We start from the raw sequence: 14,973 nt of genomic DNA on the forward strand, positions 1-14,973 counted from the left end.
GGTGCCTTGTTCGGGTGCCGGGTCAGGGGAGGAGACCGGCGTCCCGCAGCGCGGACCGACCGAAGGCGATGAGGGTCGGCACCGACTCGGCGTCGACCTCCGCGGGCAGGGCGTCGACCGGCCACCACGCGAGGTCCGTCGACTCGCTGCTGCGCACCGGTGTCGGCGGCGTGCCGTCCGCGGTGGACGGTGCCACCGCGGCGTAGCGGACGTCCAGGTGCCGGGTGGGCTGTCCCAGCGAGCAGGTGATCGGGTGGGTGTGCAGGTGCACGGGGCCCGGGGACAGCACCAGATCGGGCAGCCCCGATTCCTCGGTGGCTTCACGCAGGGCGGCCGCGTCGATACCGGTGTCCTCCGGTTCGCAGTGCCCGCCCAGCTGCACCCATTTGCCGACCCGCGGGTGCAGCGTCAGCAGGACGTGCTCACCGGTCGCATCGAAGACGATCGCCGAGCCCGTCAGATGCCCGGGGACACAAGCCCGCTCGCACGGATTCGGGGCCGCGTCGAGGAAGGCGAGGTAGGCGTGGCGCAGCGAGTCCTGCTCGGCGCCGGGTGCGGCCCACTCCGCCAGTGCGGCACGGGTGTTGGGAATCATCACAGCTCGATCACCAGTCCTTCGGTGGCGGCGGCGGCCCGCAGGGCGCTCTCGGTTTCCGGACGGCCGACGGCCACCGCGCCCAGCGGCGCCCAGTCGGCCGGCAGATCCAGCACCCGCCGCACGGTGGGGGCGGCGAAGATCGTCGAACCGATCCAGCAGCTGCCGACGCCGCGCGTCGACAGCGCCACCAGGAGGTAGCCCACGGCGGCGCCCGCGGCGACGGTGAACATGGTGGTCTCGGCGTCCGTGCGGCGCGCGTCCGGGTAGTCGTGCATGCCGTCGCGGGTCAGCACCGGAATCACGAGTTCCGGTGCGTCGTAGAGGATCTGGCCGCGGGCCACGCGCTTGGCGATCGATTCGGCGGTCTTGCCGTCGCCGGTCAGGTCGGCGCGCCAGTCGTCGGCCATCGCGTCGAGCAGTGCGCGACGACGGGCGGGGGCGCGGACCCACAGGAAGCGCACCGGATGGGTGTGGTGCGGGGCCGGTGCGGTGAGCGCTTCGGCGAAGGCCGCGTGCATCACGTCCGGGTCCACCGGGCCGGGGGCGAACGTGCGCACCGACCGTCGTGTCCGCAGCGCCTCGGTGCGACCCTGGGCGAGGGCGTCGTCGGTGCCGAGTCGGAACAGGTCCGACGCGGGATCGCGCACCAGGTCGCGGGCCGCGCTGCCGTCGTCGGTCGGCGTCAGGCCGCGGACCACGGCCACCGGTACGCCGGCGGCCTTGCCCTTGACCAGATCGGCGGCGGCCGCCAGTTCGTCGGCCACCGCGATGTCGGTGACGCGCAACAGGTTTCCGTAGGGGTCGACGGTGCCGTCGTAGGCGTGCCGGACGGCGATCCCGGCCGCGCCGATGGCCACGTCGGTCTGGCCGGCCCGCCAGGCGCGGCCCATCGTGTCGGTGACGAGAACCGCCACCCGACGGCCGCGGGCGGCCAGGGCGGCGCGCAGGCCGGCGGCGCTGGCGTCGGGATCGACGGGCAGCAGGGCCAGTTGGTCCCCGGCGACGTTCGACGCGTCGATGCCCGCGGCGGCCTGCACCAGTCCGTTGCGGTTCGCGGTGATCAGGAGTTCGTCGCGCCGCGCGACGACACGCACCGCTTCGTCGACGATCAGCTTGCGGCGCAGGGCATCTCGCGCCTCGGGGTCGGTCGGGGCGGGGACCAGCCGGTCTTCGATCTTGGAGAACACCTTGCTGGTCACCACCACCACGTCGCCGTCGGCGATCCACGGTGCGGCGGCCAGCAGTTCGGCGGCCAGGTCGCTGTCGGGAGTGAACTCACCGAGCCCGGTGACCGGCCGGATCTCGACCGTCCCGGTGGCGCGGTGATCCACGGGAGCACGGTGATCCATGGGGGCGAGCGGCGGATCGGCAGCGGTCACAGCTGCACTCCGACCAAGGCACAGGCGGCGCGCACCATGTCCGCGGTGGCGACCGGGTCGGTCATCAGCAGGGGCGCGGCGGCGATCGCGATGCCCGGGACCGGGTCGGCGGCCGCGGCATCGCCGGGGGCCACCAGCCAGCCGTCGAGCAGACCGTTGCCGCTGCGGGCGCCGTAGTGCTCGGCGATGGCGCGCGCGGTGGTGTCCACGCCGATCACCGACAGACATTCGTCGGCCATGCCGCGCAGCGGCCGATCGTCGATCACCGGGCTGATGCCGACCACGGGAGCGGTCGTGTTGCGCAGCGCCGAGCGGATCCCGGGGACGCTTGTGATCGCGCCGACGGAGACCACCGGGTTGCTGGGCGCCAGCAGCACCACGTCGGCGTCGTTGATCGCCTCGACGACCCCGGGGGCCGGGGCGGCGTTGCCGTCGACCTGGACGAAGCCGTGCGTGGGCACCTGGGCGCGGTGGCGCACCCACCACTCCTGGAAGTGGATCGCCACCCGCTCGCCCGGCTCGCCGCCGGGGGCGTCGATCAGCACGTGCGTCTCGTGCCGATCGTCGGTCACCGGCAGCAGCCGGACACCGGGCTGCCAGCGCTTGGACAGGGCGGCGGTGATGTCGGACAGGCGGTAGCCGGCGTCGAGCATCTGGGTGCGGAGCAGGTGCGTGGCCAGATCGCGGTCGCCGAGTCCGAACCAGTCCGGATCGGCGCCGTAGGCGGCCAACTCCTCCTTCGCGTGGAAGGTCTCGCCGCGGCGCCCCCAGCCCCGTTCGGTGTCGATGCCGTCGCCGAGGGTGTACATGCAGGTGTCCAGGTCGGGACAGATGCGGACGCCGTGCATCCAGGCATCGTCGCCGACGTTCACCACCGCGGTGACCTCGTGCGGGCCCCCCGCAGACTCGCCCGTCGCGGGGAAGGGTGTGGGGCCGAAGACTTCGCGCACACCCTGCAGGAACCGGGCGCCGCCGACGCCCCCGACCAGTACCGTCACCTTCACAGCGTTCACCCTACGGCGGCGGCTCGGGGAACGGACGATCGGGCGGGGCGGCGGCGGAGCTCGGGCGCGACACGCCGATCATGCTCCTGATACGAGAGTGCATCCCGGGCCTCGTCGGTGGCGGGTGATATCAAGGAAACTTCGCCGTTCGCTTGATTTTCGCGGTCGGTTCCGTGTGTAATCACAGGAGTGTGATTCTTGCCGTTGGTTCCTTGACAAGGGCTGAGGTGGGGGCCAGATCACATTGTTGAAGGACACCGGCACTGATCATCGAGCAGGGAGGGCAGGAATGACCTTTGCGGGGAATGGTGATCCATTCGGAAACACGACGTCGTCGTCGGTCTTCGTCGGCGACAGCAGCCATCTTTCGCTGGTTCGTGGCGAACTCGACGCCTACTTCGAAGCGGTCGAGGACGAGTGGCAGGATCGTGCGCTCTGCGCGCAGACCGATCCCGAGGCGTTCTTCCCGGAGAAGGGCGGATCGACGCGGGAAGCCAAGCGCATCTGCCACGGCTGCGAAGTGAAGGCGGAATGCCTGGAGTACGCACTCGGCAACGATGAGCGCTTCGGCATCTGGGGCGGACTCTCCGAGCGGGAGCGACGACGCCTCAAGCGCGGCATCATCTGAGTAGCCGCCACTACCGAAACTTGTCGACGGGCCCGGCAGATCACTGATCTGCCGGGCCCGTCGGCGTCGGTGGCTACGGTGGCCCCGTCGCCGGTCCGAGTTATCCTGGAGCGTCAGTTCTCCGGGCCCTGCTCGACGGTCTCCTCGTCCACTCCGAGGTAGGTGGCGACCTGCTGGATCAGCACCTCGCGCAGGATGTCCGGGAGGTCGTCGTGCCGGGCCCGCAGCTCCAGCGGTCGCCGGAAGAGGATGAGTTGCGCGCGCGTCGGACGTCCGGCCTCGTCCACCCCGGCGGGGATCAGGCGCGCCAGCGGCACCGGGCCGTCGGCGGTGACCTCCTCCGGCCACTGCACGGTCTCCAGGTCTCGCGGAATCATGCGGGGGATGTCGTCGACCGCCACATCCAGTCCGGTCAGGCGCTCGTGCCAGAGTCGATCGATCTCGGCGAAGGCGATCACCGCCGTGTGGTCGAACTCGCCGGCGCGGGTGCGGTAGGCGGGGAGATGGGGCGGCAGCACCGGGCTGCGCAGTCCGCGGCCGCGGCGGTCGCGTGCGGGGCGCGGCGGGCGCAGAAGCTCCAGGTGATCGGCCGGATGAAAGCGCATGTCACGAGTCTAGTGCCCCCGAGGGGGCCGCCCGGTTTGCGTGTCGATGCCGGGTACAACGTCCCTGCGCGATAGGCTGCTCGGTGTGAATGCTCCCCGTCAGTGCTGCCGTCCCGGGTGCTCGCGCCTCGCTGTGGCGACCCTGACCTTCGTGTATGCGGAATCGACCGCCGTGATCGGCCCGTTGGCCGGTCCCGACGAACCGCATTCGTGGGATCTGTGCTCCGATCACGCCGATCGCATCACCGTGCCGCGCGGGTGGGAACTGCTCCGCAGTGAGCGGGAGTTCGTCCAGCCCGCCGAGGACGAGGAACTGACCGCGCTGGCCGACGTGGTGCGCGAAGCGGGCGGTGCCGCACGCGCCGGCCTGCCGCCGATGCCCTCGTTCACCGCGCGCGTCGACAGCGACGACTCGAATCCGGGGCGCCATCGCGCCGATCGCCGGGCCGTTTCCGCGGCACCGGCGCCGGGCCCCCGACCCGGCCGCCGCGGACATCTGCGCGTGCTGCCGGATCCGGTCGACTGATCGCGCGCCCCGAGTCGTGTGATTCATGCCGGTAACCATCGAAGTTCTCGACGACACGGAGTTCTTGCACTCCGCTGACCGCCACGGTCTTCTGCACGCCGCCGCGATGGCCGGCGCGCAGGTCCGCGCGGTGGCCGAAGCACAGGCCGAAGGCGTCCTCGAACCGCTCGCCGATCTCCGCCCCCGCGCGGTGGTGGTGGTGACCGGTTCGTCGGCCCTGTCGGTGCGCGCCGCCGCCCTGGTGACCGCGGTCTTCGCCGCCCGCATCGACGTTCCGATCGTGGTCGCTCCGACGCTCCCGGGCTGGATCGGACCGTTGGACGTGGTGGTGGTGCTCGGCGCGGATGCCGGCGACCCGCAGCTCTCCGATGCGTTGGCGCGGGCCGCGCGTCGTCGTGCCGAAGTGGTGGTGGCGGCGCCGCTGGAGGGACCGCTGCGCGAGGCCGCCGGTGTCGGCCGGCCCGGAGCGATGACGTTCGTCGACCTGTCGCCGCGCCTGCCGATCGATCCGCGTTTCGTCTTCGCCGGGCAGGTCGCGGCGCTGGTGGCGGTGTTGACCGGGTTGACGACCGTGCGTCTGACCCCCGCGGCACCGGCGCTCGCCGAGGTCGCCGAGCACCTCGACGCCGAGGCGGCCGCCGACCATCCCGGCCAGGAGAGTTTTCACAATCAGGCCAAACTGTTGGCGCTGCGGACCGCCGGGCACCGGCTGGTCTGGGTCGGGGACACCCCCGGCGCGGCCGCGGTGGCCGCTGCGGTGGCCGCCGCCTTCTTCGACATCGCTGTGCGCACCGGGGCGGTCGCCGACGAACCGCGCGCCCTGGCCGCCCTGACCGCCTCGACCGCGTCCGGCGGCGCCGTCGACTCGCTCTTCTACGACCCGGAGTTCGACGGACCGGCGCCGAGCGAGCCGCTGCGCGGGTTCTGGGTCAGCACCGCCGATCGGTCCGGGGCGCTGGCCCGGCGCCTCGGCGGCCGGGAGATCGACATCGTCACCGAGCAGACCGAGGAGCTCGGCCTCGACGAGCTGCCACCGCGAGGCGGAGCGGAGACGGTGGTCGACACACCGGCGGACCTGACCGCGTACTTGGTGGTGGTCGTCCGGGCCCAATTGGCAGCCGCCTACGCGGCCTTAGCCGAAGCAGACGTGTGAGGAGCCGGCCGGCGGCCGCAGGGGAGAAGGACAGGAGGACGGCATGAAGGTACTTGCGGGGATGATCCGTCCGTACGCGTGGGGATCGCGGACGGCGATCGCCGAGTTGCAGGGGCGGCCGTCGCCGTCGGCGCATCCCGAAGCCGAGCTGTGGTTCGGTGCCCATCCGGCGTCGCCGGCGCGTCTGGACGGCGAATCGGAGGATCTGCTGTCGATGATCGACGCCGATCCGGTGGCCGCGCTCGGCGCACCCACCGCCGAGACCTACGACGCGCGGCTGCCGTTCCTGGTCAAGATCCTGGCCGCCGACGAGGCCCTGTCGTTGCAGGCGCATCCGAGCGCCGAGCAGGCCCGGGCGGGTTTCGACGCGGAGAATCGGGCCGGGCTGGCCGCGGATGATCCGCGCCGCAACTACCGCGATTCATGGCACAAGCCGGAGATCGTGGTCGCCCTCGAGGACGACTTCGAGGCGCTGGCCGGGTTCCGGGATCCGCACGAGACGGTGGAGCTGCTGCGCAGTCTGCAGGTCCCCGGGCTCGATTCGGCCCTCGGCATGCTGGCCGGTTCGCCCGATGCGGACGGCCTGCGCGCGGTCTTCACCACCTGGCTGACGCTGCCCGAGCGAGTGATCATCGAGCTGGTCCCGGAGGTGCTCAACGGCGCCGTCGCGGTGCTGGGTCGCGGTGAGACGCGCTTCGCGGACGAGTTGCGCGCGGTGCTGGAACTGGGCGAGGCGTATCCCAACGATCCCGGTGTGCTGGCCGCGCTCCTGCTGAACTTCCTGCGCATGCGTGCGGGCGAGGCGATCTATCTTCCGGCCGGCAACCTGCACGCCTATCTGCGGGGCACGGCCATCGAGGCGATGGCGAACTCGGACAACGTCCTGCGCGGCGGACTGACCCCCAAGCACATCGACGTGCCCGAGCTGCTGCGCGTGCTCGATTTCCGACCGGTCTCGCGGGACACCCTGATGCCCGCGGTCCGCTCCGTCGGCGCCGAACGCATCTATCTCACGCCGGCACCGGAGTTCCTGTTGTCGCGCATCGAACTCGACGGCACCGGGCTGCGGTTGCCGTCGAGCATCAGCTTCGACATGCCCGGACCGCAGATCCTGACCGTCACCGCGGGCCGGATCGAGGTGGACGTGGCCGACGGCGAACGCCGCGTGGTGTCCCAGGGCGAGGCGCTCTGGGTGTCCGACGACGATCCGGACGTGACCGTGCATGCCGGCTCCGCGCACACGATCTTCTTCCGGTCGCGGGTGCCGCTCGATCCCGGCGCATAGCGCCGGACTCTCTCGCCGACCAGAGTGTGAGGTTGTGGCGCTCAGCGCACCACAACCTCACACTCTGTTGCCCACTCGATACGCGGCGCGTCTCGGCCTAGCCGTTCACCGGGATCGATGCGCGTACGAACGCGTCCTCGGCCGGGGTGCTGACCGGGCGGATCCGCAGCGATCGGCCGCCGCCGGTGACCGTCGCGCGGTCCGGATCGTCCGGGTCGGCTCGCCACGCCGGGACGTCGGCGGATGCCACCGGTCCGGGCTCGGTCAGACGCAGCACCGTGCAGCCGGCGAGCGGTCCCAGTCGGTGGTCGGGACGATCGTCGACGAGCAGCGTCGCCGGACCGTCGGAGGCCGGGTGGAGCAGGCGCGGATCGGCCACGGCGTCGATCAACCCGGCCCACCGGCGCGGCCGGTCGGTGAAGACGGCGGCCCCGCCGCCGACGGCGACCAGTCGTGCCACCAGACGTTGCGCGGCGGTCAGGTCGCCGGAGATCTCGGCGAGCGGAACGTCGGGACCGGCCAGCCGCAGGGTCACCGGTCGGCCGTGCCGGTCGGCGCCGACGATCGGCCCGGCGCCGTCGCACGGAAGAACGGTGTCCGCCAGCGTGTCGACGGATCGGTCCAGGGGTGCCTCGGGCCAGGCGGTGCCCGGCAGCGGCGGGCGGTCTGCGGGCAGGGGCTGCCAGCCGTGCGACGCCCCGACGGCGGGCTCGGCGGCCGCGGCGGGGAGCCGGACGCGGGCCCGCACCACCGGACCGTCGGCGCGAACCAGGCACTGGACCGCGGTGGTTCCCGCGCCCGCTGCCCGCCACACGGACTCCAGTGCTTCCGGGAGTCCGGTCGGTGCGCTCGGCAGCACGGTGAAGGCGGGGCCGCGCGCGTGCTGGACGGTGGTGAAATCGGTCAGCTCGGCCGCGGTCAACGCGGTCGTCGCCACACCGTCGGCGGCGAGGAGCGCCGCGAATCGGCGCGTGATCGATCGGCACGCCCGCAACGCCGCCGCGGTACCGGAGCCGTAGCCTGCGACCAACTCGTGGTGGTCCAGGGGAGCGAAGGCGAGCACCACGTGCACACGGCGGCTTCCGGCGATCGACAGCGGTCCGGTGAGGGTGCGATACGCGGCGGCCGCGGGGCCGTGGCGCGGACCGCTGTGGCCTTCGGTCATCACGGTGATCACCGTGGCCGCACCCTCGGGCCGAGTCATCCACTGCCGCAACGTATTCCCCGCGATGCCGGGGAGGCCGTCGCCGGCCGACCACGGCGCGGCGAGGCGGTGCGGAGTGGGCGGGGCGGGCCGCACGGCCAGCACGGTGACGAGGGTGCCGTCGAGGTACTGGACGCCGAGGAAGCCCTCCGGGCACGGCACGTCGAACGGCGCGGATCCCGGCCCGATGCCGCGCCGGACCGGCGGCACTGATCGACGTCTCTGCATGTGTCTGCCTCCCCCGAGCGACATTGCGGCAATCCTCGGCGCATTCCCCGAAAGCGCCTGGCGTCACCCTACTGCCGCACTACGGTGTGCAGCACGGGATTGACCGGGGGGATTCGATCGGGGGGTCGAGTGTCGAGACAGATGACGACGCGCGCGCAAGTCAGCGGATACCGGTTCGGGCTCGCACGCGCCGAGCACGCGTTGGTGCGCCGCGACGCGCGCATGCTGCACGATCCGATGCGATCCCAATTCCGCGCGCTGATCGCCGGTGCCGTGGTGGCGCTGCTGGTGGTCGCCGGAGCGGGGATCTACGGGCTGATCGCGCCGGCCCCGTCGGTGGCACAGGCCAAGATCGTGACCTCCGACGCGGGCGGGCTCTACGTCCTCGTCGACGACGTGATGCATCCGGTACCCAATCTCGCGTCGGCCCGCCTGGTGGTGGGCGAACCGTTGCCGGCCAAGACGGTGGCCCAGAGCGCGGTGAGCCGGTATCCGCGCGGATCGGCGCTGGGCATCCCCGGCGCGCCGGTCGCCCTGCCGGGCCCGGCGGACCGGGCGGTGTCGTCGTGGTCGGTGTGCGACGACCCCGCCGGCGGCACCGCGGTGGTCGCCGGGACCCTCGCCGCGGATCCGGCACCGAGCACGACGGGCGCTCTGGTGCGGTCGGGGTCGGGTGAATGGCTCCTCTACCAGCAGCAACAGCGCGGTGGGTGGCGTCCGGTGCGCGCTCGGGTGCAGCCCTCGTCGACGGCTGTGCGACGGGCACTCGGCATCGACGGCGCCACCGCCCGGCCGATCAGTCCGGCGCTGCTCAACGCGTTCCCGGCCGAGCCCGAACTCGCGGTGCCGGAGATCGCCGGCCGCGGCGGGCCGGGGCCGGGGGCGCTACGCGCCGAGCCGGTCGGCACGGTGATCCGGCTGCTCGGCGTCGACGGCCGGGCGTCCTACTTCGTGGTCCTGGCCGAGGGCGTGCAGCCGCTGTCGGTGGCGGCTGCCGAAGCGTTGCGGGGCTCCGACGTCGGCTCGGCGGGATCGGTGCGGGAGGTGTCGCCGGGTGTGTTGAGCAGGGTGCCGGTGGTGCACCGGCTGCCGCTCGAGCACTTTCCCGCCGGACCCGTCGCCCTCACTCCGGCCGGAGCGGTGCTGTGCCGCCGATGGGAGTACGCGGGATCGAGCGCGGCGGCGCGCGAATCCCTGACGGTCACCGAGCGACTGCCGTTGCCGACCGGAGCGCGCGTGGTGGGACTGCGGGCCGGCGACGGCGACGGACCCGCGCTCGACGGCGCGTATCTGCGACCGGGGACCGGCGAACGGGTCGAAGTGGCGGGTGCCCAGTATTACGTGACCGACGCCGGCGTCCGCTACCGCTTGGTGGGCGAGGACGTGGGCGCCGTCCTGGGGCTGCCGACGGCGGCGCGCCCGGCACCGTGGCCGGTGCTGTCGCTGTTGCCGGCGGGGCCGCAGTTGGCACGGGAGTCCGCGCTCGTCGAGCGCGATCTGCCCCGCTGAATTCCCCGGCGGGGCAGCCGTCAGGAGCGCGTGGACAGACCCGCGGCGAGGACGCGGATCATCTGCTCCCAATCGTCGGCCAGCGCCGCGGGGGTCATGCCGAGCACGTCGAGCTGGTGGCGGACGGCGATGGCCTCGATGGGCGCCTGCACCGCGACGGCGACCGTGGCGAGATTGCCCGCATAGCCCAGCTCGCCGAGGAGGTACTGCACGTGCCGGGTGGACATCGCCCACACCGGGTGGCTCAGCCGATCCGGATCGTCGGCCCCGGCCTCCAACAGGATGTCGAGGTGGTCGACGGTCATCTTGAGGCGGGCGCGACCGTAGGCGATCAGCCGGTCGAGCGCGGGCGCGCCCGGTCCGAGCGGCTGCGGGCCGGACAGGAAGTTCTGCTGCAGTTCGGTCTCGGAATGATCCAGCAGCGCCATCATCAGACCGGTGCGGTTGCCGAACCGGCGGAACACGGTGCCCTTGCCGACGCCGGCGGCCCGGGCCACCGCGTCCATCGTGACGGCGGCGGCGCCGTGGTCGTCGATCAGGGATTTGGCGGCGGCCAGCAGCAGTTGCCGGTTGCGTGCGGCGTCGGCCCGTTCGGGCCCCGCGGCGGCATCCGGCACGATCTGCAGCGCCAGGATGGGTCCGCGGTCGGAAGTCATGGCCCGAGGATATCCCGACCGGGCGGGTGACCGGACTCACCGTCGCGGCGGGACGACTTCGCGTCGCGGTTTTGTTGTAGGGGGGTCATCGTGTTCGCACGATCGCTGTTCTGCGATCTGTGCATCGCGCCCCTTCGCAACTCTCGAGGAGTTCCCGCATGTCCCTTACCTCCCGCACCGTCGTCGTTCTGGTCGGCAGCCTTCGTCGCGACTCGATCAACCGGCGCATCGCCCGCCTCGTCGCCGAGCAGGCCGGGGAAGGGGTGGACGTGCAGATCGTGGAGGGCCTGGACACGCTGCCGTTCTACAACGAAGACCTCGACGTGGACGGTGTGCGCGGCGCGGCCGTCGACGCGCTGCGCGCACAGGTCGGTGCCGCCGACGCGGTGCTGATGGTGACCCCGGAGTACAACGGCGGGCTGCCCGCGGTCCTCAAGAACGCCATCGACTGGCTGTCGCGCCCGTTCGGCGAGTGCGCGCTGAGCAGCCGGCAGGTCGCCGTGATCGGCTCGGCCCTCGGTCGCTACGCCGGGACGTGGGCCCGCGAGGATGCCCGCAAGGCCGTCGGCATCGCCGGCGCCACCGTGATCGAGACCGTCGAACTCGGCATCCTCGCCGGCGAGGTCCTGGGCGGCGCGGAGGGCGACGAGCTGCTGGCCCAGCAGGTCGCCGGTGTGCTCGACGGACTGCTCGGGGAGCTCGTCGGCGCGGTCTGATCGACGCCGCCGGCGCGGCGCGGTCGGGCGGGTGTGGGCGACACGCCCAACACGCCGAGACACGCCGGGAGGGGCTGTGGATTACTCGTCGTCGACCTGGGTCTTTCACGATTGTTATTCACAAGTTCTTGTGGTGTGAGGAAATGTCGGACACAAGGGGTAGTGTTCTGGTTGTCCGACGGGGGGAACAGCCCGCAGTGCGGATCAGGTGCGCGGAGCACCTGAAACCACACGGTGGTCATTCTTCATGGAGAAGCCGCCGGACGACCTGTCAGTTTCCGCGTTCGAACTGTTTGCGAGGAGTCCGCAATGGCTATCACCGTCTACACCAAGCCGGCCTGTGTGCAGTGCAATGCCACCTACAAGGCGCTCGACAAGCACGGTCTGTCCTACGACGTCGTCGACATCAGCCTCGACGACGAAGCCCGCGACTACGTGATGGCCCTCGGCTACCTGCAGGCGCCCGTCGTCGTCGTCGACGACGAGCACTGGTCGGGCTTCCGCCCGGAACGCATCAAGGCCGTCGCCGCTCGCGCAGCGTAAGGAGGCGATCGTCGTGTCCGTCGTCGCCTCTGCACGGGATTCCGTGCATACCGGCTCATCGAGCCGGGGAGTCGGTGGTGCGGAGAACACCTCTGAATCGGGGGAGTCGGTCGGCGGCGAACTGCCGCTGATCGTCTACTTCTCCTCCGTGTCGGAGAACACCCTTCGGTTCGTCGAGAAGCTCGGTGCCCGGTCTCAGCGGATCCCGCTGCACGACCCGACCGGCGCCTTCCAAGTGGACGAACCCTACGTGCTGATCAGCCCGACCTACGGCGGTGGCAAGTCCATCGCCGCCGGGCGGCAGAGCGCAGACGGTGCGCAGCGGAGCGGCGGTCACGTGCCCAAGCAAGTGATCCGGTTCCTCAACAACGCGCACAACCGATCCCTCATCCGCGGGGTCCTGGCCGCCGGTAACACCAACTTCGGCGAGGACTTCTGCGTGGCCGGCGACATCATCGCCGGCAAGTGTCAAGTGCCCTACCTGTACCGCTTCGAATTGATGGGCACCAGCGAGGACGTCGAACGCGTCCGCGCCGGTCTCGCCGGATTCGCCGCCAGTCCCGCATTCACTCGCTGAACGCTCGCGTTCGCCCTGATTCTGTATTCACCTCACGCAATATCCAGGAGTCGTCGTGTCGCCTACCGTTGTTCCCGTGTCTGACCTTCCCGCTGTCGAGCCCACCGTCTCGGCCAGTGTTTCCGGCGTGCACGCCGGACCGGCCGGACATACCCCGGGGGACCTCGACTACCACGCCCTCAACGCGATGCTGAACCTGTACGACGCGGACGGGAACATTCAGTTCGAGAAGGATCAGCAGGCGGTGCGGCAGTACTTCCTGCAGCACGTCAACCAGAACACCGTCTTCTTCCACGACCTCGACGAGAAGCTCGACTACCTCGTCAAGGAGAACTACTACGAGGCCGAGGTTCTCGATCAGTACGACCGTGAGTTCGTGAAGCTGCTGTTCGGCCACGCCTACGGCAAGAAGTTCCGGTTCCCCACGTTCCTCGGAGCGTTCAAGTACTACACCAGCTACACGCTCAAGACGTTCGACGGCAAGCGCTACCTGGAGCGTTTCGAGGACCGCGTCTGCATGGTCGCGCTGACGCTGGCCGCCGGCGACACCGCACTGGCGCGCAACCTGGTCGACGAGATCATCGACGGCCGCTTCCAGCCGGCCACCCCGACCTTCCTGAACTCGGGCAAGAAGCAGCGCGGCGAGCCGGTGTCGTGCTTCCTGCTGCGCATCGAGGACAACATGGAGTCGATCGGCCGGTCGATCAACTCGGCGCTGCAGCTGTCCAAGCGAGGCGGCGGCGTGGCGCTGCTGCTGAGCAACGTCCGTGAGCAGGGCGCCCCGATCAAGCAGATCGAGAACCAGAGCTCGGGCGTCATTCCGATCATGAAGCTGCTGGAGGACTCCTTCAGCTACGCCAATCAGCTCGGTGCCCGCCAGGGCGCCGGCGCGGTGTACCTGCACGCGCACCATCCCGACATCTATCGCTTCCTGGACACCAAGCGCGAGAACGCGGACGAGAAGATCCGCATCAAGACGCTGAGCCTGGGCGTGGTGATCCCGGACATCACCTTCGAGCTGGCCAAGCGCAACGACGACATGTACCTGTTCAGCCCGTACGACGTCGAGCGCATCTACGGTGTGCCCTTCGCCGACATCAATGTCAGCGAGAAGTACGAGGAGATGGTCGACGACAAGCGCATCCGCAAGTCCAAGATCAAGGCGCGCGAGTTCTTCCAGACCCTCGCCGAGCTGCAGTTCGAGTCGGGTTACCCATACATCATGTTCGAGGACACGGTGAACCGGTCCAACCCGATCGAGGGCAAGATCACGCACTCGAACCTGTGCTCGGAGATCCTGCAGGTGTCGACGCCGTCGACCTACAACGACGACCTCTCGTACAACCACATCGGCCGCGACATCTCGTGCAACCTCGGGTCGATGAACATCGCCAAGACGATGGACTCGCCGGACTTCGGCCTGAGCATCGAGACCGCCATCCGCGGTCTCACCGCCGTCGCCGACCAGACGGCCATCGATTCGGTGCCGTCGATCAAGCGGGCCAACGACGAGGGGCACGCCATCGGCTTGGGGCAGATGAACCTGCACGGCTACCTTGCGCGCGAGCGTGTCTTCTACGGCAGCGAAGAGGGCATCGACTTCACCAACATGTACTTCTACACGGTGCTGTTCCACGCGCTGCGCGCGTCGAACAAGCTCGCCAAGGAGAAGGGTCGCCCGTTCATCGGCTTCGAGAACAGCACCTATGCCAGCGGTGAGTTCTTCGACAAGTACATCGACCAGGAATGGGTGCCGGCCACCGAGAAGGTGCGCGAGCTGTTCGCCAACGCGGGCTCGGGCAACGAGAAGGGCCTGTTCAGCACCGACGGCATCGAGATCCCGACGCAGGACGACTGGCGCGAGCTGAAGGAAGCCGTCATGCGTGACGGCATCTACAACCAGAACCTGCAGGCGGTGCCGCCGACCGGGTCGATCAGCTACATCAACCACTCGACCAGCTCGATCCACCCGATCGCCGCGCGCGTGGAGATCCGCAAGGAAGGCAAGATCGGCCGGGTCTACTACCCGGCGCCGTACCTGACCAACGACAACCTGGAGTACTACCAGGACGCGTACGAGATCGGCTTCGAGAAGATCATCGACACCTACGCCGCGGCGACGCAGCACGTCGACCAGGGTCTGAGCCTGACGCTGTTCTTCAAGGACACCGCGTCGACTCGCGACGTGAACCGCGCGCAGATCTACGCCTGGCGCAAGGGCATCAAGACGCTGTACTACATCCGCCTGCGGCAGATGGCGCTGGAAGGCACCGAGCTGGACAACTGCGTCAGCTGCATGCTGTAGAGAAAACAGAAAGTGTGCCGCCGGTAGGTCTGACCTACCGGCGGCCTACTTGTCTGA

Annotated in this window: 15 protein-coding genes; 9 read left to right on the forward strand and 6 right to left on the reverse strand. The window is 70.3% G+C overall.

Features of this window, described 5'->3' with window-relative positions; all coding sequences use genetic code 11:
* Positions 1–22: 22 nt before the first annotated feature.
* Genes ABD989_RS06890 through cofD form a run of 3 tightly spaced genes read right to left on the reverse strand, consistent with a single transcriptional unit; the run spans position 23 to position 2,981 of the window.
* Positions 23–595: an NUDIX hydrolase gene (locus tag ABD989_RS06890; protein WP_345312896.1), complete on the reverse strand. Its 573-nt coding sequence runs from the start codon at positions 593–595 to the stop codon at positions 23–25.
* The gene (locus tag ABD989_RS06895; RefSeq protein WP_345313035.1) at positions 595–1,947 is read right to left on the reverse strand and encodes a coenzyme F420-0:L-glutamate ligase; all 1,353 of its coding nucleotides are present in this window, start codon (positions 1,945–1,947) and stop codon (positions 595–597) included. Before ABD989_RS06895 ends, ABD989_RS06890 begins: the two co-directional genes overlap by 1 nt.
* A 26-nt stretch (positions 1,948–1,973) precedes the next feature.
* Positions 1,974–2,981, reverse strand: a complete 1,008-nt coding sequence (gene cofD / locus ABD989_RS06900; RefSeq protein ID WP_345312897.1) for a 2-phospho-L-lactate transferase — start codon at positions 2,979–2,981, stop codon at positions 1,974–1,976.
* A gap of 289 nt (positions 2,982–3,270) precedes the next feature.
* On the opposite strand from cofD, the gene ABD989_RS06905 reads away from it, so the two are divergent.
* Entirely contained in the window at positions 3,271–3,609 is a 339-nt protein-coding gene (locus tag ABD989_RS06905; RefSeq protein ID WP_246991398.1) for a WhiB family transcriptional regulator, read from the forward strand.
* A gap of 113 nt (positions 3,610–3,722) precedes the next feature.
* Here the strand turns inward: ABD989_RS06905 and ABD989_RS06910 are convergent, their stop codons facing one another.
* A complete protein-coding gene (locus tag ABD989_RS06910) occupies positions 3,723–4,214 on the reverse strand; it encodes a metallopeptidase family protein (protein WP_246991396.1) in 492 nt (163 codons plus the stop codon).
* Between the two features lie 85 nt (positions 4,215–4,299).
* Between ABD989_RS06910 and ABD989_RS06915 the strand changes: the two genes are divergently transcribed.
* The 3 genes from ABD989_RS06915 to manA are packed head-to-tail and all read left to right on the forward strand — an operon-like array spanning position 4,300 to position 7,178.
* Entirely contained in the window at positions 4,300–4,740 is a 441-nt protein-coding gene (locus tag ABD989_RS06915; RefSeq protein WP_345312898.1) for a DUF3499 domain-containing protein, read from the forward strand.
* 25 nt (positions 4,741–4,765) lie between these two features.
* Positions 4,766–5,893, forward strand: coding sequence for a hypothetical protein (locus ABD989_RS06920; protein WP_246991394.1), 1,128 nt, complete (start codon positions 4,766–4,768; stop codon positions 5,891–5,893).
* 43 nt (positions 5,894–5,936) lie between these two features.
* Positions 5,937–7,178 carry a mannose-6-phosphate isomerase, class I gene (gene manA, locus ABD989_RS06925; RefSeq protein ID WP_246991393.1) on the forward strand — a complete coding sequence of 414 codons (1,242 nt, stop codon included), beginning with the start codon at positions 5,937–5,939 and terminating at the stop codon, positions 7,176–7,178.
* A gap of 97 nt (positions 7,179–7,275) precedes the next feature.
* Here the strand turns inward: manA and ABD989_RS06930 are convergent, their stop codons facing one another.
* The gene (locus ABD989_RS06930) at positions 7,276–8,610 is read right to left on the reverse strand and encodes a type VII secretion protein EccE (protein ID WP_345312899.1); all 1,335 of its coding nucleotides are present in this window, start codon (positions 8,608–8,610) and stop codon (positions 7,276–7,278) included.
* A 141-nt stretch (positions 8,611–8,751) separates the two neighbouring features.
* Between ABD989_RS06930 and eccB the strand changes: the two genes are divergently transcribed.
* The gene (eccB, locus tag ABD989_RS06935) at positions 8,752–10,119 is read left to right on the forward strand and encodes a type VII secretion protein EccB (protein WP_345312900.1); all 1,368 of its coding nucleotides are present in this window, start codon (positions 8,752–8,754) and stop codon (positions 10,117–10,119) included.
* A 20-nt stretch (positions 10,120–10,139) separates the two neighbouring features.
* On the opposite strand, the gene ABD989_RS06940 is transcribed toward eccB, so the two are convergent.
* Positions 10,140–10,775, reverse strand: a complete 636-nt coding sequence (locus tag ABD989_RS06940; protein WP_345312901.1) for a TetR/AcrR family transcriptional regulator — start codon at positions 10,773–10,775, stop codon at positions 10,140–10,142.
* Positions 10,776–10,933: 158 nt separating this feature from the next.
* On the opposite strand from ABD989_RS06940, the gene ABD989_RS06945 reads away from it, so the two are divergent.
* From ABD989_RS06945 to nrdE, 4 genes are all read left to right on the forward strand, one after another.
* Positions 10,934–11,491: an NAD(P)H-dependent oxidoreductase gene (locus ABD989_RS06945; RefSeq protein WP_246991389.1), complete on the forward strand. Its 558-nt coding sequence runs from the start codon at positions 10,934–10,936 to the stop codon at positions 11,489–11,491.
* A gap of 309 nt (positions 11,492–11,800) precedes the next feature.
* A complete protein-coding gene (nrdH, locus tag ABD989_RS06950) occupies positions 11,801–12,034 on the forward strand; it encodes a glutaredoxin-like protein NrdH (RefSeq protein ID WP_246991388.1) in 234 nt (77 codons plus the stop codon).
* Between the two features lie 121 nt (positions 12,035–12,155).
* The gene (gene nrdI / locus ABD989_RS06955; protein ID WP_345313036.1) at positions 12,156–12,611 is read left to right on the forward strand and encodes a class Ib ribonucleoside-diphosphate reductase assembly flavoprotein NrdI; all 456 of its coding nucleotides are present in this window, start codon (positions 12,156–12,158) and stop codon (positions 12,609–12,611) included.
* A 55-nt stretch (positions 12,612–12,666) separates the two neighbouring features.
* Positions 12,667–14,916 (forward strand): class 1b ribonucleoside-diphosphate reductase subunit alpha, encoded by a 2,250-nt coding sequence (gene nrdE / locus ABD989_RS06960; RefSeq protein ID WP_345312902.1) that lies wholly within the window; start codon positions 12,667–12,669, stop codon positions 14,914–14,916.
* The last annotated feature ends 57 nt before the right edge of the window (positions 14,917–14,973 follow it).

The sequence above is a fragment of the Gordonia alkaliphila genome (genome assembly GCF_039542465.1).
GTDB classification, from domain to species: domain Bacteria; phylum Actinomycetota; class Actinomycetes; order Mycobacteriales; family Mycobacteriaceae; genus Gordonia; species Gordonia alkaliphila.

Excerpts from the sequence above, each read along its gene's own strand:
- ABD989_RS06920 (WP_246991394.1), top strand. The coding sequence starts at position 4,766 with ATGCCGGTAACCATCGAAGTTCTCGACGACACGGAGTTCTTGCACTCC.
- ABD989_RS06940 (WP_345312901.1), bottom strand. The coding sequence starts at position 10,775 with ATGACTTCCGACCGCGGACCCATCCTGGCGCTGCAGATCGTGCCGGAT.
- ABD989_RS06895 (WP_345313035.1), bottom strand. The coding sequence starts at position 1,947 with ATGGATCACCGTGCTCCCGTGGATCACCGCGCCACCGGGACGGTCGAG.
- eccB (WP_345312900.1), top strand. The coding sequence starts at position 8,752 with ATGACGACGCGCGCGCAAGTCAGCGGATACCGGTTCGGGCTCGCACGC.
- ABD989_RS06945 (WP_246991389.1), top strand. The coding sequence starts at position 10,934 with ATGTCCCTTACCTCCCGCACCGTCGTCGTTCTGGTCGGCAGCCTTCGT.
- ABD989_RS06930 (WP_345312899.1), bottom strand. The coding sequence starts at position 8,610 with ATGCAGAGACGTCGATCAGTGCCGCCGGTCCGGCGCGGCATCGGGCCG.
- ABD989_RS06910 (WP_246991396.1), bottom strand. The coding sequence starts at position 4,214 with ATGCGCTTTCATCCGGCCGATCACCTGGAGCTTCTGCGCCCGCCGCGC.
- manA (WP_246991393.1), top strand. The coding sequence starts at position 5,937 with ATGAAGGTACTTGCGGGGATGATCCGTCCGTACGCGTGGGGATCGCGG.
- nrdH (WP_246991388.1), top strand. The coding sequence starts at position 11,801 with ATGGCTATCACCGTCTACACCAAGCCGGCCTGTGTGCAGTGCAATGCC.
- ABD989_RS06905 (WP_246991398.1), top strand. The coding sequence starts at position 3,271 with ATGACCTTTGCGGGGAATGGTGATCCATTCGGAAACACGACGTCGTCG.
- ABD989_RS06890 (WP_345312896.1), bottom strand. The coding sequence starts at position 595 with ATGATTCCCAACACCCGTGCCGCACTGGCGGAGTGGGCCGCACCCGGC.